Raw genomic sequence first — 22901 nt, 5'->3', positions numbered from 1 at the left:
CAACACCTTTCAATTAGTATAATCACATCATACGACAGAGCAAGAAACCCTAATCCGCAAAGATTACGAGCAAACGCCGCAAAGATTACGAGGAAACCCGCAAAAAAGAAAAATTCTCCACTTGAAACCACAATATAATGCATGACTCACGCAAGAATTTTTCGGTTCAAACCTTCGCATAATCGTGTAAACTCTATACAAAGGGAAATTTTTCAAAAATAATGATGAATATGTGGTGATAGGATGGAAAAGACAAGTAATTTTAGTTGGATCTTTGACACGATAACAAACCATACACTGGATATTATTGCGATTATTGACCAAAATCGCAGGGTACGTTTTACTACACCTTTATTTTTCGAAATGTTTGGTGTGAAACCTGAAGACTTGCAAAAATTGGACATATTCGATCGGGTCCATCCTGATGACAGGGACTGGCTAATGGGAAGACATAGGAGAGTAATCGCAACAGGAAAAAAATCCTCCAGTGAATACCGGGTAATTGATAAGGATGGAGAAATCCGCCATTTGGAATGCAAAACAACGCCGATACCTGACACGGAAGATAATCTTACAGTTGTGGCGATTAGAGATATTACAGATAGAAAAAAGATGGAGAATGAGCTGCAGCAGAGAAAAAATCGCTATGAAGTCCTCCAAAAAAGTCTAAAAAGTTTTTCCCAAGACCTGTCTACTGTTATGAAGGTTACTGACCTTGAAGAGCGATTGCTTAAAGAGGTAAAAACAGTCATAACAGGGTCAGAACCTGAAATGATTATATTGAATCAGAAAACTAAAAGTCGTTTTCCCGAGCTCGAACCCTCTTTACCGCTGGGAAAAATCGAGCAGGTGGGTAAAAATATTGTCATTAAGATCGGTGAACGTAAAGGCAGTCCATATATCCTATTACTCAATGGTTCTTCAATTTATGAAACGATGGACTCAATCTGGCTGGAAACCTTGGTGTGCTATACGGTTATGGTGTTTGAAAACTTAAATGTCATCGAGAATTTAATGAACCAATTGGAAGAGGCTTTGCAAAGCAATGAAACACCGCAGTGGGTTCTAAGGCTATTGTTTAATCTGCAGGAACAACAGCGGCAGAATTTATCCAGCGATCTGCATGACACGGTATTACAGGAGCAAATCGATTTATACAGAAGGCTGGAAGCACTCCTTAATCGGAATGAAATCGACGAGGGTATTAAGATACAACTTAAAGGGATTGAACAAGGATTGCTGGACACGATTCACCAAATTCGGATGACATGTAATGAGCTACGGCCACCGCTTCTTAGAGAGCTGGGACTGGAAAGGGCATTAGAAAATTTATTTGAATACACCCAGGTTTCATCCACTTTTAAAATTGCTTTTCATTCAGAAAATACAGGCGGTCTTTCATTAAATGAAGAACTTACAATTGGGATTTATCGGATTGTCCAGGAATTACTGAATAATGCAGCGAAACATTCAAAGGCAGCTATGTTAAATTTTAAGATTAGTAAACAGGATACATTAAGGCTTGAATATTCTGATGACGGTGTCGGATTCGATGCAACTAAGTTGAGCCCCTCTTTTAACAACATGGGACTATCGAGTATGAGACAGAGAGTCCAAAGTCTAAACGGCGACATTGAATTTTATTCACAGCAGAACCACGGATTGAGGGTACTGATTGATTTTCCGATTATTGGTTTTTAAACAAGGAGAGGTGTTTAAGGTGATTAAGATATTAATTGTGGATGACCATTTATCCATCATTGAAGGAACAAAAATGCTTTTAGAGCAAGAGCCGGATTTTAAAATAACTGTAGAGAATAGTTCGTTAAAAGCCTTGGATCACATCAAGTTAAATCACTATGATGTATTGCTTTTTGATTTGTATATGCCATATGTCAATGGGCTTGAACTTTCCAAACAAGCATTGGCCTACAATCCTGATTTGATTATATTAATTTACACCGGGTTTGATATTAAACCTCATTTTAATTTATTGGTGGAAGCGGGAGTTTCAGGATTTTTGTCGAAAACGTCTTCGAGAGATGAGCTGGTTGCCGGGATCAGATGTGCACTAAGGCAGCAGGTTGTCTTGCCGCTGTCATTAGTACGTGAATTGCGAAGACCAGGCATCATTGCCGGTGGAAACAATCCACAAGAAAAAGTGATTTTGTCAGCATTGGAGGAGGATATCCTTTCTGAGCTTGCGAAAGGAAAAAGCACTAGAGAAATAGCGCTGACCCTATCAATGAGCCAGCGGTCGCTCGAATACAATTTAACTTCTCTTTATCAAAAATTCGGTGTGAGAACGAGAGTCGACACGATTCAAAAGGCAAAACAACTGGGATTAATTCCGGAAGAAGAATTGAAATAGAGTTTGAGACTCCGCCATTAGGCGGTTTTTTTTGTGGGGAAAATTCGGGGCCCTACAAAAAAGTTGCGGTGTAACCCGAAAACTCTGCGGAGTAGATACAAAAAGTATGCGGTTTTTAAGCATTAAAAACACCGTAAAATGAAATCATCTTAGAAATCGCACTCTGAAAAGTATTTACTGGCGGATAAGCCAAATTTACTGTCGGCTAACCACTGTTTACTGGCGACTAGTCCACTTTTCATGCGAATTGGGAGAGGAGTTTTTAAAATGAATGAGTTTAAGTCGTTTTTACCATATGTAAAACAAGTAAGAAAATTATACCTGATTGGATTTGTGGGCAGCCTGTTTCGTTTCCTGATCCCGCTTTTTGTTCCGTTGATTTTAAAATATATTTTTGATTCTCTACTTCAAAATGCAGCATTGTCTCACTCGGAGATGCTAGAACAACTATTGTACATTAGTGGAGCAATGCTTGTCGTTTTTCTCTTCATTCGAACCCCTATGGAATACGTAAGGCAATTTTGTATTCATAAAGCCAACAACAATATTATTAAGAGGCTTCGCCAAGATGCATTTAAAAAAGTCCATTCGCTTGATGCGAAGTACTTTGTGGATAACAAAAGCGGTGAAATCGGTACACGATTTTTCGATGATATTGAAAAGGTTAAGGGTTTTTTGACCGCTGTTTTCGGGAACATTTGGATTGAAATGATAGTGCTCCTGTTTGTTGTGGTTGTGATGGTAACCCTCAATGTCAAATTAGCCATCCTTTCGGTCATACTGGTCGGTTTTCAATTTGTTCTCGCTCATTTCCTATCAAAAAGATTTAAGCAATCAACTCGTAACATGATGCGATATCGTTCTGTTATGAGTGGGTTTATTTTTGAAAAAATACAGGGGGCCTTTCTTTCAAAATTATTTGCATCAGAAAAGCATGATAAAGCAGAACTGGATCAACACTTAACTCGCTTTGATTCATTAACCGATAAGCATGCGAAGATAAATGCGGTAATGTTAGCTTTAGTGAACGTACTAAGTGATATGACCCCGTTTATTGTGGCCATCGTCGCAAGTCTTTTTGTCATAGATGGAAGTATAACTGTTGGCAGTTTAATTGCCTTTTTTGCCTATGTCGATAAAATGAGAAGCCCGGTTGCTGCACTAGTCAATGCATATCCTGCTATCACGGAAGGAAGCGTTGCATTGCAAAGGATTTTTGCATTCTTTAGTACTCCGCAGACGATAAAAGAAAAAGTAAATCCGAGGGAATTAAAACAGTTCACAAATTCTATTAAACTAAATAATGTGTCTTTTTCTTACGATGGAAAGTCCCCCATCATTAATGATGTTTCGTTGACACTTGAAAAAGGAAAAACATATGCGTTTGTTGGGGAAAGCGGAGGCGGCAAGAGCACCATTCTCCAGTTGCTCCTAAGAATGTACGATGTCACGAATGGAGAAGTATTAATCGATGATGTAAATATAAAAGATTACTCGATTGCAAGCCTCAGGGAGCATATGGGAATTGTGACACAGGATAATTTTCTTTATAGTACATCGATCAAAGACAATATTAAAATGGCAAAGCTGGATGCAGCAGATGAGGAAGTCATTGCAGCGGCTAAAAAGGCGTTCGCCCATGATTTTATTGCGGCATTACCAGATGGTTACGAGACAGAAATTGGCGAGAGAGGGATCAAGCTTTCAGGTGGCCAAAAGCAGCGTATTGCCCTTTCCCGTGTATTTTTGAAGGATCCGTCTTTAATTATTTTAGACGAAGCAACTAGCGCCCTTGATAATGAAAGTGAGAAACTAGTCCAGGAATCAATTAACCAGTTTGATAGTGATAAAACGATTATCATGATTGCACACAGACTCTCTACGATTTTGAATGCAGACACGATTTTTGTCGTGAAAAATGGCGAAATCGTTGAAAGTGGCAGCCATCAAAGCCTGTTAAACCGAAACGGTTATTATAAAGATCTCTACTCGAAACAAAATATGCCGAGTGTGGATCAATGGAAATTGGCGGCAGGATCATAAGAATGCAATGAAGGGGACACCATCAATAACAGAAGGTGCCCCCTTACTATTTTTTGCTTTACGTACCTGATTGTAGTTCAGGCATTTATTTAATCGCTTTACTCACTTTTAGCTTTTTCCCCTTAATGGTTGCATTCTCCATCGCTTGTAAGACGAGCGATCCCTTACCGTTAAGAATATCAACATAGGACATTTGATCCTGGATGGTGATAATGCCAATATCCTCTGCTGTTACTCCGGGGATTTTTGCAATCGTTCCAACAAAATCAACCGCGCGAATCTTCTTCTTTTTTCCGCCGCTGAAATAGAGTTTCATGATATCTTGGTTGATTCGCGCTGTTTTATTATTTTTTACCACGCGCCGGCCGCCGATTTTTTCTGCAAAAGCATCCTTCCCACTTGCTACTTCCTGTTGACTAGGAGCTTCTGTTTTAGGAATTTCAAAGCCAATGTATCTTTCAATCGCCCGAACGAATTTTCCTTCATAAGGAGTCGCAAAGGTAATTGCTTTCCCTTTATTGCCGGCACGGCCGGTTCGTCCTGTGCGGTGGACATAGCTCTCTTTTTCCATTGGAACATCATAATTTATGACGAGGGTGACATTATCAATATCAATCCCACGTGCCGCTACATCGGTGGCGACCAGATAACGGAAATTCCCCAATTTGAACCCATCCATCACGGCAAATCGATCTTGTTGATCTAAGCCTCCATGAAGTCGTTCGCAAGAATAATTGGCTGCATCCAATTCGGCATACACAGTTTCGACGTGTTCTTTCGTGCGGCAAAAAATCAGACAGCTGTCGGGGTTTTCAACGACGGTTACATCTTTTAGAAGTGGCAGCTTTTCTTCATCTTTCACTTCGATTAAAAGATGTTCAATCGTATCTGTCGTGATCCCGGTCGAGGCTATCTCGATATTAACAGGGTTTTTCATATATTTATGGCAGAGATTTTCAACATCTTTCGGTAAGGTGGCAGAAAAAACCATCGTTACTCTGTTTGTAGGAAGCTCGTTAATTATCGATTCCACCTCGTCGATGAAACCCATATTCAGCATTTCATCGGCTTCATCGATGATAAGATATTTTACATCATCTAATACAAGGGTTTCTCTTTCGATATGATCCATAACACGTCCAGGTGTCCCAACGACAACATGCGTTTTTTGCTGCAATTCATCTCTTTGCTTCGAAAAAGGCTCTTTTCCATAAACGGCCATTGCTTTAATCCGTTTAAACCTGCCAATATTGGTGATATCATCGCGAACTTGAACAGCAAGCTCCCTTGTTGGCGTAAGAATTAGCGCCTGTGGCTTTCTTTCTTCCCATTCCACCAATTCACAAATAGGGATGGCAAAGGATGCCGTCTTGCCGCTGCCTGTTTGTGATTTTACCACTAGATCGTGATTTTCCAGTGCTAATGGCAGGACTTCACGCTGAACCTCTGTGGGAGTATCGTATTTTAACACTTTAATGGCTCTGTTTATTTCATCGCTTAGATGATAAGCTGCAAAACTTTGTTCACTCATGTATTAACCTCATTTTTTTGTATTATCCGACTCATTTATAGGATTTCTCTTAAAGAAATATCATATGCAGAAGCTGAATAGGATTTATTATACAGGAGAATCCAGTCGCTACGGCGCTTTTTTTAAAAAAAGGCTGTGTTAAAAGTGAATGTTGATTTCCGTTCCAGCCGCTTCGCTTTCCGCGGGGCGGGCGGTGAGCCTCCTCGGCGAATTGCGCGCCTGCGGGGTCTCACCTGTCCCGCTGCTCCCGCAGGAGTCTCGCGCCTTCCACTCCAATCAACATTGTGATTAATATCAACAATATTCTTTAACACACAGCCCAAAAAAAGAAGCACATGATATTTATTATTCCCAGCATAGGGACATCTACAACTAACAAATCCAGTTCAAATAGGAATTTCCGCCAATTAAAAAGTTGCATGACAATGTTCATAATTTTGCCATGCTAATAACCTGCGCAAACGAATATATTTGGTATTCTTAAAGAGAAAATATAATAGCTGGCTTGGAGATTTGGAGAAGGCCATAAAAACAAATGGGAATGATGATTACGATTCCTATATGTTTTTATGGCCTTTTTGCGTGGTAATTATCCAATTTTGCGTGGGATTAGGAGGGAAAAGCTTTGGGACAAATAATAGTAACAGATGTAGTGGTAATCGGTGGGGGAATGACGGGAGCGGGGGTGCTTCGCGATTTAGCCCTACGAGGAATTAAAGCGATTTTAGTAGAGCAGCAGGACTTGGGACATGGAACTTCCACACGGAATCATGGTTTACTCCATTCCGGAGCACGATATGCTGTCCGTGATGAAGAAGCGGCTATTGAAAGTTATCGTGAAAACCTAATCTTGAAAAAAACGGTTCCTGGTTCTATTGAGCAAACAGGTGGTTTATTCGTAAAAATACCTGAAGACGATGATAACTATATTCAAAAATGGCTGACAGCTTGTGCAAAGGTTGGGATTCCTGTCGATGAAATTCCTGTTAGTCAGGCATTACAGCAAGAACCGTTTCTAAATAAAGATGCACAAGTAGTGTACCGGGTGCCGGATGGTGCTGTCGACTGCTTTACGATGGTGGTCGATGTGGTGGCGGATGCTGTCAAACATGGAGCACATGCTTTAACCTATCATGAGGTTGTTGATGTAGTTACGGAGCAAAACCGGGTAACTGGTGTACGTGTACGTGATGGTTTTACCGGAGAGGAAATGGACATTCGGGCAGAGCTTGTGGTTAATGCATCTGGTCCATGGGGGGCAAAAATCGCTGAGATGGCTGGCATTCCATTAAGGATGATTAATAATAAAGGGATGCTGGCTATTTTTAATCATCGCATAAATAAGCAGGTCATTAACCGCCTGCGTATGCCGGGAGACGCAGACATCTTTGTTCCGGCCCATAATGTGACGATTTTCGGTACGACCGGAATAAATGTTGAAGATCCGAATGATTTTTCCCTGCAACGTCAAGAGCTTGAGGGAATGTTAGCGGAAGGGAAAAAGCTCATTCCATCGATTAATGAATTGCGTTTAATCCGCGCTTTTAGCGGGAGCCGTCCGCTTTACCAGGAATCTACTGTGTCCGATTCAAGCGGTAGAAATGTTACCCGCGGGATTGCCTTATTAGATCATCTTAAACGGGATGGGCTAGACGGACTAGTGACGATTACAGGCGGAAAGTTAACCACTTTCCGTTATATGGCGGAAAAAACCGTTGATTTGGTTTGTGAAAAGCTACGGATTAAGGCTGCCTGTACAACGGATCAGGAAATGGTTCCGCATCGTAAGGCAGAGGAGTTTTTCAAGGATGTGGACATGGCCCCGGCAGCAAGGCATAAATTGAGCCATTGGGCTGGAACGAAGGCAGCGGAAATCGAATCATCTTTAAAAAACAAGGCTGCAAACTTTGTTGTTTGCGAATGTGAGCAGGTAACGTGGGCAGAAATTGAATCGGTCATTCCTGAGGAAAGCCGCTTTCATCTTGGGGATATTCGTCGAAGGACGCGCTTAGGAATGGGGCCATGTCAAGGTACCTTCTGCAATCACCGTGCCGCTGCACTTGCTGTTGAAAAGGGAAAGGCGACATCGGATAAAGCGGACTTGGCCCTTCATCATGCCGTTTTTGAACGAAAAAAAGGGATGGATGTGGTTGCCACGGGTGAAACAGCCAAGCAAATGCAATTAATGAATACGATTTATCGGGTTTCTTTGGGATTCAGAGAGGGGGATTATCAACATGTATGATGTAGTCGTTATCGGTCAAGGTCTATCGGGAATGCTATCGGCTATTTGGGCAAAAGAACATGGATACCACACAGCGTTAGTTGCTACTGGAACAGGAAAAATTATGCAATCAACAGGCGTAATGGATCTGATTCCCGTGGCTGATGGTGGATTGAAAGAGTGGTCAGAGTTATATCAATTGGCTTCGATTGAACAATCACAACTGACAGAAGCAATGGAACAATTTAAAATTTTAACGAAAAGATTAGGCTATCCGTACAAGGGGGAAATTGAACATCTTGTCCCGATTGTTATGGGCTCAGGCCATATTAAAGAGACTGCACTGTATCCTGAAACAATATCGCCAATCAAAGAACATGGTCAGGTTGTCATTGTTGGATTCGATGAAGTGATTGACTTTCAACCAGCATATATCAAAGGGAATTTACAAAAAGCCCGAACACAGCTTTCGATTGCTACCATTAAAATAAGTCTAGGAAAACAGTCGCAGCGGACGATAACACAGTTAGATGGGGCAAGGCTTTTGGATAAAAAGGAGAATCGTGACCACTGTATCAAACAAATAAAGCAGCAAATGAGGGAAAGGGAAATCAGTCAGCCGGACTTATTTATTTTTCCTGCTTCTCTTGGGGTTGAAAACTGGAAAGACACCATGGAGCAGTTTACGAAGGAACTGGGGGCAATCGTGACTGAAGCTCCGGGAATGCCACCTAATACAACCGCCATTCGCCTCCATGAAAGATTGAAAAAAGAAGCAGTTAAATTAGGGGTAAGATTTTATGTGGATACCACTGTTGTGGGCTGCAAAATGGACGAGGCAGGAATAGAGTCGTTGACAATCAAAACATCGAATCATTCAACAGATTTAAGCGGAAAACAATTTATTCTCGCTACCGGAGGAATTCTTGGCGGCGGATTGGAAGTAACAACTGACGGGGTAAGGGAAACGGCGCTTATGCTTGAGGCAGATGAAAATGGTAATATAATTCATTGCCCTGAAAACCTTTTTCCTGTGGGAGCAGCCAGGGGATCTAGTGTAACGCATAATGGAATTACAGGAGGCGTATACTCCGTTTTGTCCAGTCATGAAATGGTGGGTAAGCTTCACCAACAAGCTATTATTGGAGGGATTCGCAGTGCTTGAGATAAAACTAGATGAACTTACTTTTGACAAGTGTCTGAAGTGCAATGCCTGTGTATCCAGCTGTCCTGTAGCAAATACGACATTGGAATTTGGCGGTCCGAAGCATTTAGGACCGGAGTTAAAAAGACTCATGAATAATCAGGGAATCATCGATGATAAACGAATTGAACTTTGCACTTTATGTGGCAGCTGTGACATGTCTTGTCCCGAAAATGTCCATGTGACCACATTGACGGCCTTTGCAAAAGCGATTCATTCAGTTAAGTCTGGGACTAAATTTCGCGATATCGTGTTAAGTAACGCTGAATGGGTTGGTAAACTAGCTTCTGCGTTTGCTCCTGTTACCAATTTGGCCATGGGAATGAAGCCGGTCAGAAAAGTGATGGAGATGGTCATGGATATCCCTGCTGAGCGGCAATTCCCAAAATATCGCTTTCATAACTTTAACCGAGTTTACAAAAAGAAAACCGCCAGTACAGAACGGAAAGTAGCGTATTTTTCTGGCTGTTATGCCACCTTTAATGCTCCTGAAGTTGCCATGAGCTTCATCAAAGTGATGGAGCATAATGGAATTGAGGTCGTAAAACCTGACCAAAAATGCTGTGGTGTTCCTATGTTTGCCAACGGGCAAATGAACCAAGGACTAAAAAATGCTAACCACAATATTACTAGTTTTTTAGAATATACTCGCCAAGGATACGATGTGGTCTTAACCTGCACTAGCTGTACGCTCGCGTTTAAAAAAGAATATGTAGCCTTTCTTAACACAGATGAGGCAAAGGAGCTTGCAAGCCATGTCTACGATGCCGATGAATATTTACGCTTATTAAAGGAAAGCAGCGAATTGAACATGAATTTTGCGCCAATGAAGGTCAGAGCAGGCTACTATGCTCCGTGTCATATGAAGGCGCAGGGAATCGGAAATCCTGCGATGGATATTTTAGAACTTATTCCAGGTTTCAAAATTCAAGATGTGGGTGCAGGCTGCTGCGGGCAATGCGGCACGTTTGGATTTAAAACGGAAAAATACGATGTTTCGATGGCAATTGGCCGCCCAATGGCCGAGGCAGTGAAGGAAGTCGATGCAGATTACACGGTAACGGAATGTGGCATGTGTAAAAACCAGCTTGATCAGCTGACGGAAAAACCGGTTAGACATCCAATGCAAATCGTAGCGGAATCCTATGAACGTACAAGAGTATTGAGTTAATTCTCAAACACTTATTTATGTTGGCAGCTTACGTTTTTTTAGATATTAATAGGATTTCACAGTTTTGACATTTCCTAACTTAGTATTTCTGATAATGGCTGTATGGAAACAATAAAATATTATAAAATTAAGATAAGGAATCTGGAAACGAAAGGAGGACAATCGGGATGAGCTTTTTTGGACAAAAGGTGCTGCCGGCCATTCGAAAAATAGAAGATGTTGAAAAAATGATGTCGAGCAATTATGAGTATATGGTGATATTGGATTTGCATGTTTCCAGACTGAAACCCATTTTTCAGATGGCTCAGTCCAACCATAAAAAGTTGATCATCCATATGGATTTAGTTCACGGGTTAAAAAGTGATGAATACTCTACTGAATATATTTGTCAGGAATATAAGCCATTTGGACTGATTTCAACTAAAGGAAGTGTCATTCTAAAAGCAAGGCAAAAAGGGGTAAAATCGATTCAGCGGCTGTTTCTATTAGATACCAGCTCAATCGAAAAGAGTTTTGCATTGATTGAACGGACACAGCCGGATTATATTGAAGTACTGCCGGGAATTATGCCAAAGATTATTAAAGATATTCGAAATCGGACGAAAAGAGAAGTTTTTGCCGGTGGCTTAATCGATACCATTGAAGAGGTAGAACAAGCTTATGAAGCGGGAGCGGTTACGATTACAACCTCTAATAAAGAATTATGGAAATATTATCATCCGGAGAAGAAACATACCGAAGTCTAGCATTTTTCATGTGCTCAAAATATAAAGAAATAAAACGGTATTTAACGTAAAGACATTCCTTCCTGATTCTCTTGGTGAATGTCTTTTTTATTTTTCGAAATAATATCGAAATATCGTTCATTATTAATTAATGTGGAGAATTTGTGAACTGGATTGACAGCGTTTTCAGGTTACCATTATACTAGTAATTAAGTTGATAATATGTGAAGAAGAGCTGAGAGACTCACGGAAAAACCCAATTATTTTTGGGTAATTTCTATGGGTCTCTTTTTCTTTTTTTACGATTATTCACCACACGGTTTACAAGTTTTTTAAAAAAAGAGGAGGTTTATTATGACAGCGTTTTGGGGTGAATTAATTGGTACGGCAATTCTAATTACGTTAGGTGCAGGCGTATGCGCGGGTGTAAACTTAAAGAAGACGCTCTCTAACAGCAGTGGATGGGTAATTATTACTTTTGGCTGGGGGCTCGCAGTAGCAGTTGCTGCATACTCAGTAGGTAAATTTAGCGGTGCCCATCTTAATCCGGCATTAACCGTTGCCTTGGCATTTACCGGGGATCTGCCTTGGAAAGAGGTTCCAACCTATATCATCGGCCAAGTTTTAGGTGCTATGATAGGGGCAACAGTTGTTTATTTCCACTACCTGCCACATTGGAAAGCAACAGATGATCCAGGGGCAAAATTAGGTACATTTGCAACAGGTCCTGCTATTCCATATACAATGGCAAACTTAATTAGTGAAATGATTGGTACTTTTGTTCTTGTTTTAGGTATTCTAGCAATAGGTGCAAATAAATTTACAGATGGTTTAAATCCATTGATCGTTGGTTTTCTGATTGTTAGTATCGGGATGAGCTTAGGGGGAACGACAGGATATGCGATCAATCCTGCACGTGACTTTGGGCCAAGATTAGCCCATGCACTGCTTCCGATTCCGGGAAAAGGAAGTTCTAACTGGGGATATGCTTGGATTCCAGTTATAGGACCAATGCTTGGAGGAAGCCTCGGGGGCTTATTCTATAAGACTGTATTTTTAGGGAAGACAGATATAAATCTTTGGTTTGTAATTGGAGCCATTGTGATCATTCTTGCGGCAGCATTCTTTATTGGCAAGAAACCTCAGGAAATGGCTGTTGTCAAAAAGGTTAGTGCATAATCTAAATTAAAGGGAGAGATTATTTTGATGGAAAAATATATCTTATCATTAGATCAAGGAACAACAAGCTCACGTGCGATTCTTTTTAATAAAAAGGGAGAAATTGTTCACGTCGCACAGCAAGAATTCAAGCAATATTTTCCGAAGCCAGGCTGGGTGGAGCACAATGCCAATGAAATTTGGGGTTCCATTCTCGCAGTTATTGCTTCTTGTTTAGCTGAGGCTAATGTAAAGCCAGAACAAGTGGCAGGAATTGGGATTACCAACCAACGGGAAACAGCCGTTGTGTGGGATAAAGAAACAGGACAGCCGGTTTATCATGCGATTGTCTGGCAATCCCGCCAGACGGCAGAGATTTGTGAAGAATTAAAAGCACAAGGTCATGACCAATTATTTAGGGATAAAACAGGGCTGTTAATCGATGCTTATTTTTCCGGAACAAAAGTGAAATGGATTTTAGACAATGTAGATGGTGCAAGAGAAAAGGCAGACCGTGGAGAATTGTTATTCGGAACGATTGATACCTGGCTCATTTGGAAGCTTTCAGGCGGTAGAGCCCATGTAACGGATTACTCGAACGCTTCGAGGACATTGATGTACAATATTCACGACCTTAAGTGGGATGAAGAATTATTAGAGATTCTAACTGTCCCTGCCTCCATGCTTCCAGAAGTACGCCAATCTTCCGAGGTTTATGCTGAAACGGTTGATTATCATTTCTTTGGCTGCAATGTCCCAATTGCAGGGGTAGCGGGCGACCAACAAGCAGCGTTATTTGGGCAGGCGTGCTATGAAAAAGGGATGGCGAAAAATACGTATGGAACTGGCTGCTTTATGTTGATGAATACCGGTGAAAAAGCAGTGAAATCTGAAAATGGCTTATTAACAACGATTGCTTGGGGGATTGACGGAAAGGTAGAATACGCCTTAGAAGGAAGTATCTTTGTTGCCGGGTCTGCCATCCAATGGCTTCGCGACGGGCTTCGCATGTTTAATAACGCCGCAGAAAGTGAGAAATATGCTGCAAGTGTAGCATCAACTGAAGGTGTTTATGTCGTTCCTGCCTTTGTTGGTCTGGGAACACCATATTGGGATAGTGATGTCCGCGGTTCGGTCTTTGGCTTAACTCGCGGGACAACGAAAGAACATTTCGTCCGCGCAACCTTAGAATCGCTTGCCTACCAAACGAAAGATGTGTTGACTTCAATGGAAGCCGATTCCGGTATCTCGCTGAAAGCACTTCGTGTGGATGGCGGCGCAGTTGCCAATAACTTCTTAATGCAATTCCAAAGCAATGTGTTAGATGTTCCTGTAGAACGTCCAGAAATTAAAGAAACAACCGCATTAGGAGCTGCATATTTAGCAGGATTAGCCGTAGGGTACTGGGAAAGCCAAGAAGAAATTGCCACACAATGGAATATGGACAAAGCATTTACACCAGACATGGCCGAAGAAGAAAGAGAAACACTCTACACAGGCTGGAAAAAAGCAGTGAATGCTGCTAGGGCATTTAAATAGTGTCCACTAATAAGTGTCTTTTTTCGTTGACGTTTTAAATGCTGTTCTTTATGATAGTAAAGAAGAGAATACCCGTACTTGAACGGGAGAGGTTCATAGCTGATACCCTCTATAAAAAACTATGGATACATGACTTGTTGCCATGTCCATATCGGACATGGCTTTTTTGTTTTTATCCCTAAAGTTTGCATAGGATGTTCAGAAGAAACTCTCTTGGTTAAGTGTGGGGACACATTTTACTAGGGGGTTTTTTTTATGTCTGGACGCAAGTCTACAGAAGGATTAAATGATTTAACACTATTAGGGAATCAAGGTACCACCTATTCATTTGATTATGCACCGGAGGTATTGGAGGCAGTCGATAATCTGCACCCGGAACGTGATTATTTCGTAAAATTTAATTGCCCGGAGTTTACCAGCCTTTGCCCGCTGACCCGTCAGCCGGATTTTGCAACGATGTATATTTCGTATGTTCCGAATCAAAAAATTGTCGAGAGCAAGTCATTGAAATTATATCTTTTCAGTTTTCGAAATCATGGTGATTTCCATGAGGACTGTGTCAATATCATCATGAACGACTTAATTCAATTACTTGATCCGCGCTATATTGAGGTTTGGGGGAAGTTCACACCACGTGGGGGAATTTCGATTGATCCGTGGTGCAACTATGGGAAACCCGGCACCAAGTACGAAGAGATGGCAAGTTTTCGGTTGATGAACCATGACCTCTATCCGGAAAAAGTTGATAATCGATAAGGGAAGGAATAAAGGAATGATATTTTACTTGAATGGAATTTTTGTAGGACTGTTAATCCTAGCAAACATTGTTGCTGTAAAGCTTTTTAGCATTGGAAATTTTGCCATATTGCCAGCCGCTGTCATTATTTATATCTTTACGTATCCACTTATTGATGTAATCGTTGAGGTTTATGGAAAAAAAGAAGCACGGAGAACGGTTCAGGCCGGGCTGATTATGCAAATCCTTGCGCTTATCTTCATAACAATTACGATTCATCTGCCAGCTGCACCTGTATTTAAAGAACAATCGTCATTCGAAACGATTTTAAATGGAAGTTTTCGTGTGATTATTGCCAGTTTAATTTCCTATGCAGTGAGTCAAAACTTGGATGTGTTTGTGTTCAATAAATTAAAAAGCGCCCATGGACAAAAAAAGCTTTGGTTACGCAATAACGCGTCGACCATGCTGAGCCAATTGATTGATACGACCATTTTTATAACTATTGCCTTCTATGGAACAATGCCAATAGCTGTCCTAGGAAGCCTAATCTTGACGCAATACATTTTTAAATTCTTTGCAGCGATCCTAACAACACCGCTAGTTTACTTGCTTGTCCATTTCATACGTAGAAAGGAATCACAGGAGCGGGTACACCCATTACAAAAAGAAGCATAGGCATGTAGAATATATTAATAAGGGTGTCAGGCACCGTGTGAATTTTTCACATGGTGCCTGACACCTAATAGTTAGTGATTACCCACACTAAAGGGCATCATTTATAACCCTTTTGTAATACAGGACGGATAGTAATCCGAAGATTGAATACAATCCAGTGTAGATGACCATGACGATAATCATTGGTGTCCACACCTCGGTCCCGAATAAAAACCAGCCTGATTGAACGGCGAAATAGCTGTGGAGAAGGCCAACGATTAATGGAATCCCGAAATTAAACACCTGTTTTGCCTGAATCCCTTTTAGCAGGTCGCTCCGAGTAAATCCGAGTTTTCTCAGGATTGTATAATTTGGTTTCTCCTCTTCCCCCTCACCCATTTGTTTAAAATAAAGAATACATCCGGATGTGATTAGAAAGGTTAATCCTAAAAAGCCTACGATAAACATGATGAGGCCATACACATTTTTCTGCGAATTGCTGATGTCCAAACGAGAAGAAAATGAATTGTCGTTACTACTATTCATCTTTTTAAAAAGATCATTTGCTTTTTCAAGGTTGGCTTCATCTTTTAACGTAAATCCGATAAACAGCGACGATTCTTTTTGAATCTTTGGATTGACATCTTTCTTTAAGCGCTCGAATACCGTTTCATCGACAATGGCAATCGGCTGCCCGCCATTGGTAAAATAACCGGAAATGACAAATTCCTTTTTTAGGCCCAAGTATTGGAGCGGAACTGTTTCATTTTGACCTTTTAATTCGATCGGACCAGAATCCTTTAGACCCATAAATTTCTGCAGTAAATCATTATAACCGGTAAAAATAGTCTCTCCCTTAGACACATCGATATTTTTAACATCCTTATCGCTAATAACTGGGATTGTCATAGCCTTTGGATCGACATATAATCCTTTAAGGTTTCCTAATATCTCCTTAAGATCCGCATCGACCTGAATAACATCAATCTGTTTTTCATTAAATGAAATGTTATTTGCTTTTAAGACCTGATTAAATTTCGCAGCTTCTTCAGGTTTTACAAAGGAAAAATCCCCGGCAACCTGATTCTCAGCCATTTTTTCAGCTGAATAGTAGGAGATATAGCTCAAGGATAACAAACCAATTGCTAGTGCCGATAAGGTCGTAATAATCGTTAACAACAAGGCATTTGATTTCATCCGAAACATAATTGAGGACAGTGAGAGCACTTGATTAATAGTTAAATATCCGTCCTTTTTTTTCCGAATGAGATTAAAGATAAAGCTGACCGATCCTTTATAAAAAAGATAGGTGCCGATAATAACCGATCCGAGAATAAATATCATCGCTCCAAATAGTCCAGTTACCGTGGTAAAATTGCCGCTTAACAATTTCGTCGAAATATAATAGCCTGAAATGATCAAAACCACACCAATAATCCCGATGATGACTTCGAAAATAGACATCTTTTTTACTTTTCCTTCGGTTGATGAAACCACTCTAAATAATGATAGGATACTTTGTCTTTTAATAAACACATAGTTCATCAGCATTATAAACAGGTAGATGACACAAAACACCACAACAGTTTGAATGAGCGCTTGGGAAGAAAAATGCAGGGAAGCAATCGCTTCTATACCTGTGATTTTAAACAAAATCATCAAAATTAATCGCGAAACGGAAAAGCCGATAAAGGTTCCAATGACCAACGAACCAAAATAAAGGATAAAATTCTCAGCAGTCAGGATGCTGAAGATCCTGCTTTTGGTCATTCCGATTAATTGAAACAGTCCAATTTCCTTGCTGCGGCGTTTAATAAAGATGTTATTGGCATATAACAGAAAGATCGAAACAATCGCGACAAGTAAAACGGATGCTGCCCGAATTGCTGCTGCACCTTTCATAGTGTCTTTTGTATCATTCATCGCCGGGTCATATTGCAGGGTGACAAAGGCGAAATAAAGGGCAACACTAAAGATCAGCGCAAACACATAGAGATAATAATTTTTTAAATTCTTTTTCAAATTACGAAAAATGAGTTGATTAACGCTCATTTGGGACACCGCCTAATACACCTTGCGTTTTCATGATGTCTTTAAAGAACGTCTGTCTGGATTGTTCGCCCTTATTTAATTGCGTGTAAATCTGTCCATCTTTGATGAAAATGACTCTGCTGCTGAAGCTTGCCGCCGTAGTGTCATGCGTCACCATCACAATTGTTGCTTTGCGGTTCTGATTCATTTCGCTTAATTTGTTTAGTAAATCAGAAGCTGATTTTGAATCAAGGGCACCGGTTGGCTCGTCAGCGAAGATAATGCTTGGTTCATGAATAAACGCCCTTGCAGCAGAAGTACGCTGTTTTTGACCGCCGGAAATTTCATTTGGATATTTATCCTTAATTTCAGAAATACCCAGTTCCGCTGCCACCGCATGAAACATTTCATTCGCTGCTCTTTTTGAAATTTTCGAAATCGATAACGGCAAAAGGATATTTTCTTTGACTGTTAAGGTATCGAGTAAGTTATAATCTTGAAAAATAAATCCTAAATGATGCTTGCGGAATTCAGCGAGCTGACGCTCTTTCATCGCTGTCATTTCTTTTCCTTCAATCTTGATAGTTCCGCCGCTCACTTTATCAATGGAGGAAAGAACATTGAGCAACGTTGTCTTCCCGGAACCTGATGCCCCCATGATACTCACGAATTCCCCTTTTTCAACGTTAATATCAATCCCTTTTAATACTTCCTGCTTATTTAATTTATTGCCATAGCTTTTATGAATTTTATTGGCTTCTAATATCTTCATACCAACACGCTCCCTTAATTCGATATCTTTATTATAAATAGCCTGATGAATCCAATCCTTCGATTGAGCGAACAAATCAGAAAAGCATGTGACATTGTTGTCACATGCCTGCAATATTGACGAATTCATTACGTTTTGGAAAGGTTAACGTAAACGTCGTTCCTTCTTCAAGTTTTGAGTAGACATCTATATGGATTAATAGCGGCTTGGCGATTCGTTGCGTTAAATACAACCCCATCCCTGTTGCGGCATGATCGTAATGAGACGTTGTCGAGGTAAAGCCCTTCTCAAATAAACGCGGCAAGTCCTTAGAATCAATGCCGCGGCCATAATCTCTTACTTCAAGGACTGTACGACCATCGTGTTGATAGCTTTTAATGATGATGTCTGATGATACACTGTATTTCACTGCATTTGTCAGCAGCTGCCTGATGATAAATGCAAGCCACTTGGCATCAGTAAGCACGGTTGCTGCCTCTAATTCAACCTCAAAGCCAATCCCTTTTTGCATGCACCACGATTGTAATGTTTTAATCTCTTTAAAAACTAAATCCTTTAGATTTGTTTCTTCAATATATAAGTCATTTTCCATAAAGGGGATTCGCTTTAGATGAAGCTGTGTGTCAAGAAGGAGGTGAATTCGCAGCCATTCATGGGTTAATTGGGCGCGCATCCGTTCATCGTCTAAGCGGTCAATCATTAAATGCATCGCTGTTAACGGTGTCTTGACTTCATGAATCCAGGCTAATAGATTATCCTTCTCCTGTTCAAGCATCAGCATATTTTCCGAAGCCTCTTTTTTAAGCAGCTCGGTTTGGTTGATAATGCGTTGTTCAATTATTTTTTCAAACGGGCTTTCAGGAGCCGCTATCGTGGTTAAATCAAGATTGTTCTCCCATTGCGCTATACTTCTGTAGAATTTTGTTTCCTTATGATAGCGGAAAGATAAAAAGATACAAAAAACAATCGTTGAAAGGAAGACAAGGTAGAAGAATGGCATCAAGGGAAGCGCCGTATCTAGGTAAGCTATAAAAAGAATAAGCGCCTGAATAAATAAGAATAGAAAAATCCAGCTGCGCCTTTCGATTAAATATTTCTTAATCATAGCCATTTGCCTCTTCTATTGCGATGTAACCCTGCCCAACCTTTGTTTCAATAAAACGTCCCAAACCAAGTTCGTCCAATCTTTTTCGCAGTCGATTGACATTGACCGTTAAGGTATTATCACTAACAAAGCGTTCATCATCCCACAGGCTTTTAATTAAGTCTTCGCGGCTGACAATCTTATTTTTTTGCTCAATGAGCTTTTTTAAGATAAACGTTTCATTTTTTGTAAGTTCAACTGTTCCAGCAGCATGACTGACAGTATTTTTTTCATAATCTACTGTTGCCCCGCACCATGTTTTAAGGGTGATTTGCTCAGTATTGTAATTATAAACACGGCGGAGCGTCGCTTGTATTTTCGCAATCAGCACATCAAAATGAAACGGCTTTTGTATAAAGTCGTCAGCACCAAGCTGCATCGACATCACCATATCCGTCGGATGGTCACGTGAGGATAGAAAGAGAATTGGAACATTCGAATGAGAGCGGATCATCCGGCACCAGTGAAAGCCATCAAATTTCGGCAATTGAATATCAATTACAACTAAATCTGGTTTTATTGCCGTAAATTCCTCCATGATCTTGTTAAAATCAGTAATCCCATACACATCATAAGACCAGCCGATTAACCGATCCTTTATTTCATTAAATAATGTTACATCATCTTCAATTAACAACAGTTTAAACAAGGGAATCACCACACTTTTTTGCGTCATAATAATTAATTGTATAATATATCCTGTTTATGTGCTATAGAGGTGGTCTCTGTAAAATAATCTGTCATACTAAATTAAACAATAAATATAAAAACTTGTTGTCATTTTTTATCAATTCCTCATATAATATGAATGAATGAATGATTCATTCTAAATATAGTAAAAGGAGAGTTTTAAACCATGAAAAAAATGATAACAGCCTCTAAGTGGGATTTAAGTGGAAAATATGTAATTATCACCGGAGCAACCAGCGGGATTGGGCTTGCTGCGGCTAAGGAAATTGCTGCTCTCGGGGCAAACATGGGAATCGTCGTCCGAAATGAAGGAAAAGCAAAAGAGATAGCAAAACAAATCAAAGAATCCTCGGGCGGGAGCAGAAAAGTAGATGTATTTTTGGCAGACATGGGTTCACAGCAATCGATACGCCGGGTGGCCGCCGAAATCTTAGATAAGTGCCCTAGAGTGGATGTCCTCATTAACAACGCTGGAGCGCTATTTCAGAACCATCAGTTAAATGACGACGGACTTGAAATGACATGGGCTGTCAATCATATTGGACCATTTCTGCTTACTATGCTTCTGCTTAACCGCTTGAAGGAAAGTGCCCCGGCCCGGATCATTACTACCGCATCCCACGGTCATAAGATGGCGAAGAAGGGAATCGACTTTAACGACTTGGGGGCTGAACAGCTTTACAAACCGCTAAAGAAGCTAATGGGCGGTCCGACATTAAGGTATGGGCAGTCAAAGCTGGCGAACATTTTGTTTACCGCGGAACTAGGAAAACGGCTTGAAGGGACCGGGGTAACGTCCTATTGCTTTGATCCTGGGCTGGTGGCTACAAATTTCAACCAAAATAACGGACGGTTAGCACGGGCAACGATGGCGGTAATGAAGCTGTTTTCACGCAGCCCTGAACAGGGAGCGGAAACACTGGTGTGGCTGGCAGAGACAGACGAAATCAGCGATCAAACCGGGCAATACTATATCGACAAAAAAGCAGAACTCCCGTCTGAACCAGCCCGAGATAGGCAAACGGCAAATCTGCTCTGGAAGGTTAGTAAACAACAAACGCTGCTTACAGATACGGTCGATTTGTAGCTCATTGTCGAGAGTAGTTTAAAAATATGATATACTCCTTAATGATATCCAGATAATGGAGGATGTAAATAAAATGGCACCATCAAATGAACAGAAGCTTGAACAAATTCACCAGCAACGAATTAATCAGATTAAAAAGGCGGCCATAAAAGTATTTGCTCATCGGGGAATTGTCGGAACGAAAATGAGTATGATTGCTGCTGAGGCAGGAATCAGTCAGGGACTATCCTATCGGTACTTTAAATCAAAAGAAGAGCTATTTATTACCCTCATTCAAGAGGCGATGGAAGAGGCAAATGCTGCTTTTCAACATGTCCAACAGCTGCCGGGCACACCGTTGGAACAAATTAGAACGCTTACCCAAAATATCCTTGATGAAAGTAATAAATATCCCTTCTTACTTATCCAGCATGCTAGTGTTTCGGATGAGGTTCCTGCGAAGGCGAAGCAAATAATTGAACACTATTCCGCTAAAGCTTGGATTGAACAACTAATTCCACTATACATCAAAGGGCAGCAACTAGGTGAATTTTGCGAAGGGGATCCGTATAAACTATTATTCTGCTACATGTCCGTAATTACCGGTCTCATGCTGCAGGAAAAACAAACTGAAGGGAAAAATTGGAGCGAAAATGTTGATATCTTAATGAAAATTTTAACGAAATGAGAAGTTGTTGGGTTTAGTTGCAGCTAAAGATTTTGGCGCACAGTGATTTAATCGTAATCAAAATCGGAATATACAATCCTATTTTATAAGAGAGTATTAAAAAATTATTAGTAAGGAAGAGGTCATTCAATTGAAAGCACTAGTGTTTAATACATTCGGAGGCCCGGAAGTATTGGAATATCTTGATATCGAGGATCCGGTTATCGGACCGGATGAAGTACTGGTAAGGATGAAAGCAATTGGTTTGAATTTTGCAGATATATATAGAAGGAAAGGGAACTATCATCTGGCAGGTAACCCGCCCTATATTTTGGGATATGAAGGAGCAGGAATCGTAGAAAAGACGGGAGCAAATGTCCAAGAAATTAGCGTTGGTGACCGGATTGCATTTGCCGATGTCCCATATGCGAATTCAGAGCTAGTGGCAGTTCCTTTTGAAAAAGCCATCCCTGTCCCCGCTGAAATCACCTTTACGGAGGCTGCTTCTGTATTGCTGCAAGGGCTGACGGCGCATTATTTAACGAAGGATAGTTATATGGTGAAAAAGGATGATCATGTATTAATTCATGCGGCAGCCGGCGGTGTCGGACAACTTCTCATCCAAATAGTAAAGCTGCTAGGCGGCAAGGTAATTGGTTTAACATCCTCTAGCGAAAAAGCAGCCGCTGCCAAGAAAGCCGGAGCGGATCAAGTTTTCCTGTATAAGGATAACTGGGTGCAAAAAGTGCTTCAAGAAACGAATGGAAATGGGGTCGATATCGTTTATGATTCAGTAGGTACCACGCTTCAAGACAGTTTTGCAGCAACACGCATCGGTGGAACGGTTGTATTTTTTGGAATGGCAGGGGGAGATCCCATTCCGGTAGATCCAAGAATGTTAATGGATACATCAAAAACGCTTACTGGCGGGGATCTTTGGAATGTTCTTACATCACGTCAAGAACGGGTAAACCGAGCAGCCGAGTTATTCAGCTGGATGGAAGAAGGAAAAGTAAGGATATCCGAGCCAACGATATTTTCTCTGCGAGATGGCCAGGAAGCACACCGTTTTCTAGAAAGCCGCAAGAGCACTGGGAAGATTCTATTAGTTCCTTAAAGGGAAAAGAAGAGGCGAACAGTGACTGGCACTGTTCGCCATAACTTACTAAAAA

At 40.7% G+C, this 22901-nt stretch carries 19 protein-coding genes and 1 riboswitch; of the genes, 14 read left to right on the top strand and 5 right to left on the bottom strand.

Annotated elements, in window-relative coordinates; translation table 11 throughout:
- Nucleotides 1-243 precede the first annotated feature (243 nt).
- The 3 genes from ACIQCO_RS25905 (at nucleotide 244) to ACIQCO_RS25895 (ending at nucleotide 4414) form a co-directional block, all read left to right on the top strand.
- Nucleotides 244-1701 carry a PAS domain-containing sensor histidine kinase gene (locus ACIQCO_RS25905; RefSeq protein WP_400434762.1) on the top strand — a complete coding sequence of 486 codons (1458 nt, stop codon included), beginning with the start codon at nucleotides 244-246 and terminating at the stop codon, nucleotides 1699-1701.
- A 19-nt stretch (nucleotides 1702-1720) separates the two neighbouring features.
- On the top strand, nucleotides 1721-2371 hold the full coding sequence (locus ACIQCO_RS25900; protein WP_400434760.1) for a response regulator transcription factor: 651 nt from the start codon (nucleotides 1721-1723) through the stop codon (nucleotides 2369-2371).
- A 267-nt stretch (nucleotides 2372-2638) separates the two neighbouring features.
- Nucleotides 2639-4414 (top strand): ABC transporter ATP-binding protein, encoded by a 1776-nt coding sequence (locus ACIQCO_RS25895; protein WP_400434758.1) that lies wholly within the window; start codon nucleotides 2639-2641, stop codon nucleotides 4412-4414.
- Nucleotides 4415-4499: 85 nt separating this feature from the next.
- Here the strand turns inward: ACIQCO_RS25895 and ACIQCO_RS25890 are convergent, their stop codons facing one another.
- A complete protein-coding gene (locus ACIQCO_RS25890) occupies nucleotides 4500-5945 on the bottom strand; it encodes a DEAD/DEAH box helicase (protein WP_400434756.1) in 1446 nt (481 codons plus the stop codon).
- 625 nt (nucleotides 5946-6570) lie between these two features.
- Between ACIQCO_RS25890 and glpA the strand changes: the two genes are divergently transcribed.
- The 8 genes from glpA to ACIQCO_RS25850 all read left to right on the top strand — a co-directional run bounded on the left by glpA (nucleotide 6571) and on the right by ACIQCO_RS25850 (nucleotide 15380).
- Entirely contained in the window at nucleotides 6571-8190 is a 1620-nt protein-coding gene (gene glpA, locus ACIQCO_RS25885; protein WP_400434754.1) for an anaerobic glycerol-3-phosphate dehydrogenase subunit GlpA, read from the top strand.
- Complete coding sequence (locus tag ACIQCO_RS25880) at nucleotides 8183-9334, top strand: FAD-binding protein (RefSeq protein ID WP_400434752.1); 1152 nt, start codon at nucleotides 8183-8185, stop codon at nucleotides 9332-9334. The genes glpA and ACIQCO_RS25880 overlap by 8 nt, the downstream gene beginning before the upstream one ends.
- Nucleotides 9327-10544, top strand: coding sequence for an anaerobic glycerol-3-phosphate dehydrogenase subunit C (locus tag ACIQCO_RS25875; RefSeq protein ID WP_400434750.1), 1218 nt, complete (start codon nucleotides 9327-9329; stop codon nucleotides 10542-10544). The genes ACIQCO_RS25880 and ACIQCO_RS25875 overlap by 8 nt, the downstream gene beginning before the upstream one ends.
- A gap of 167 nt (nucleotides 10545-10711) precedes the next feature.
- Nucleotides 10712-11290 (top strand): glycerol-3-phosphate responsive antiterminator, encoded by a 579-nt coding sequence (locus ACIQCO_RS25870; protein WP_400434748.1) that lies wholly within the window; start codon nucleotides 10712-10714, stop codon nucleotides 11288-11290.
- Between the two features lie 333 nt (nucleotides 11291-11623).
- Nucleotides 11624-12448: an MIP/aquaporin family protein gene (locus ACIQCO_RS25865; protein ID WP_400434747.1), complete on the top strand. Its 825-nt coding sequence runs from the start codon at nucleotides 11624-11626 to the stop codon at nucleotides 12446-12448.
- 27 nt (nucleotides 12449-12475) lie between these two features.
- Entirely contained in the window at nucleotides 12476-13966 is a 1491-nt protein-coding gene (gene glpK, locus ACIQCO_RS25860; RefSeq protein WP_400434745.1) for a glycerol kinase GlpK, read from the top strand.
- A gap of 82 nt (nucleotides 13967-14048) precedes the next feature.
- Nucleotides 14049-14095: riboswitch (PreQ1 riboswitch) on the top strand.
- A 126-nt stretch (nucleotides 14096-14221) separates the two neighbouring features.
- Nucleotides 14222-14722: a preQ(1) synthase gene (gene queF, locus ACIQCO_RS25855; RefSeq protein ID WP_400434743.1), complete on the top strand. Its 501-nt coding sequence runs from the start codon at nucleotides 14222-14224 to the stop codon at nucleotides 14720-14722.
- Nucleotides 14723-14738: 16 nt separating this feature from the next.
- Nucleotides 14739-15380, top strand: a complete 642-nt coding sequence (locus ACIQCO_RS25850) for a queuosine precursor transporter (RefSeq protein WP_400434742.1) — start codon at nucleotides 14739-14741, stop codon at nucleotides 15378-15380.
- Nucleotides 15381-15467: 87 nt separating this feature from the next.
- Here ACIQCO_RS25850 and ACIQCO_RS25845 read toward each other — a convergent pair whose 3' ends face one another.
- From ACIQCO_RS25845 to ACIQCO_RS25830, 4 genes are all read right to left on the bottom strand, one after another.
- On the bottom strand, nucleotides 15468-17411 hold the full coding sequence (locus tag ACIQCO_RS25845; protein ID WP_400434740.1) for an FtsX-like permease family protein: 1944 nt from the start codon (nucleotides 17409-17411) through the stop codon (nucleotides 15468-15470).
- A complete protein-coding gene (locus tag ACIQCO_RS25840) occupies nucleotides 17401-18162 on the bottom strand; it encodes an ABC transporter ATP-binding protein (RefSeq protein ID WP_400434782.1) in 762 nt (253 codons plus the stop codon). The genes ACIQCO_RS25845 and ACIQCO_RS25840 overlap by 11 nt, the downstream gene beginning before the upstream one ends.
- Nucleotides 18163-18262: 100 nt before the next feature.
- A complete protein-coding gene (locus ACIQCO_RS25835; RefSeq protein ID WP_400434738.1) occupies nucleotides 18263-19267 on the bottom strand; it encodes a sensor histidine kinase in 1005 nt (334 codons plus the stop codon).
- Nucleotides 19260-19955: a response regulator transcription factor gene (locus ACIQCO_RS25830; RefSeq protein WP_400434780.1), complete on the bottom strand. Its 696-nt coding sequence runs from the start codon at nucleotides 19953-19955 to the stop codon at nucleotides 19260-19262. Before ACIQCO_RS25830 ends, ACIQCO_RS25835 begins: the two co-directional genes overlap by 8 nt.
- A gap of 207 nt (nucleotides 19956-20162) precedes the next feature.
- Between ACIQCO_RS25830 and ACIQCO_RS25825 the strand changes: the two genes are divergently transcribed.
- The 3 genes from ACIQCO_RS25825 (at nucleotide 20163) to ACIQCO_RS25815 (ending at nucleotide 22846) form a co-directional block, all read left to right on the top strand.
- Nucleotides 20163-21083 (top strand): SDR family oxidoreductase, encoded by a 921-nt coding sequence (locus ACIQCO_RS25825; RefSeq protein WP_400434736.1) that lies wholly within the window; start codon nucleotides 20163-20165, stop codon nucleotides 21081-21083.
- Between the two features lie 73 nt (nucleotides 21084-21156).
- The gene (locus tag ACIQCO_RS25820) at nucleotides 21157-21750 is read left to right on the top strand and encodes a TetR/AcrR family transcriptional regulator (protein ID WP_400434734.1); all 594 of its coding nucleotides are present in this window, start codon (nucleotides 21157-21159) and stop codon (nucleotides 21748-21750) included.
- Between the two features lie 130 nt (nucleotides 21751-21880).
- Nucleotides 21881-22846, top strand: a complete 966-nt coding sequence (locus tag ACIQCO_RS25815) for a quinone oxidoreductase family protein (protein WP_400434732.1) — start codon at nucleotides 21881-21883, stop codon at nucleotides 22844-22846.
- Nucleotides 22847-22901 lie beyond the last annotated feature (55 nt).

This window comes from Neobacillus sp. NPDC093127, assembly GCF_044754175.1.
Classification (GTDB): Bacteria; Bacillota; Bacilli; order Bacillales; family Cytobacillaceae; genus Neobacillus.
This window is presented reverse-complemented; position numbering and strand designations above follow the sequence as displayed.

Bases quoted from the DNA above. Each gene is read 5' to 3' on its own strand.
- ACIQCO_RS25835 (WP_400434738.1), bottom strand. From the start codon at position 19,267: ATGATTAAGAAATATTTAATCGAAAGGCGCAGCTGGATTTTTCTATTC.
- glpK (WP_400434745.1), top strand. From the start codon at position 12,476: ATGGAAAAATATATCTTATCATTAGATCAAGGAACAACAAGCTCACGT.
- ACIQCO_RS25840 (WP_400434782.1), bottom strand. From the start codon at position 18,162: ATGAAGATATTAGAAGCCAATAAAATTCATAAAAGCTATGGCAATAAA.
- queF (WP_400434743.1), top strand. From the start codon at position 14,222: ATGTCTGGACGCAAGTCTACAGAAGGATTAAATGATTTAACACTATTA.
- ACIQCO_RS25905 (WP_400434762.1), top strand. From the start codon at position 244: ATGGAAAAGACAAGTAATTTTAGTTGGATCTTTGACACGATAACAAAC.
- ACIQCO_RS25870 (WP_400434748.1), top strand. From the start codon at position 10,712: ATGAGCTTTTTTGGACAAAAGGTGCTGCCGGCCATTCGAAAAATAGAA.
- ACIQCO_RS25895 (WP_400434758.1), top strand. From the start codon at position 2,639: ATGAATGAGTTTAAGTCGTTTTTACCATATGTAAAACAAGTAAGAAAA.
- ACIQCO_RS25825 (WP_400434736.1), top strand. From the start codon at position 20,163: ATGAAAAAAATGATAACAGCCTCTAAGTGGGATTTAAGTGGAAAATAT.
- ACIQCO_RS25865 (WP_400434747.1), top strand. From the start codon at position 11,624: ATGACAGCGTTTTGGGGTGAATTAATTGGTACGGCAATTCTAATTACG.
- ACIQCO_RS25890 (WP_400434756.1), bottom strand. From the start codon at position 5,945: ATGAGTGAACAAAGTTTTGCAGCTTATCATCTAAGCGATGAAATAAAC.
- ACIQCO_RS25850 (WP_400434742.1), top strand. From the start codon at position 14,739: ATGATATTTTACTTGAATGGAATTTTTGTAGGACTGTTAATCCTAGCA.
- ACIQCO_RS25820 (WP_400434734.1), top strand. From the start codon at position 21,157: ATGGCACCATCAAATGAACAGAAGCTTGAACAAATTCACCAGCAACGA.
- ACIQCO_RS25880 (WP_400434752.1), top strand. From the start codon at position 8,183: ATGTATGATGTAGTCGTTATCGGTCAAGGTCTATCGGGAATGCTATCG.
- ACIQCO_RS25845 (WP_400434740.1), bottom strand. From the start codon at position 17,411: ATGAGCGTTAATCAACTCATTTTTCGTAATTTGAAAAAGAATTTAAAA.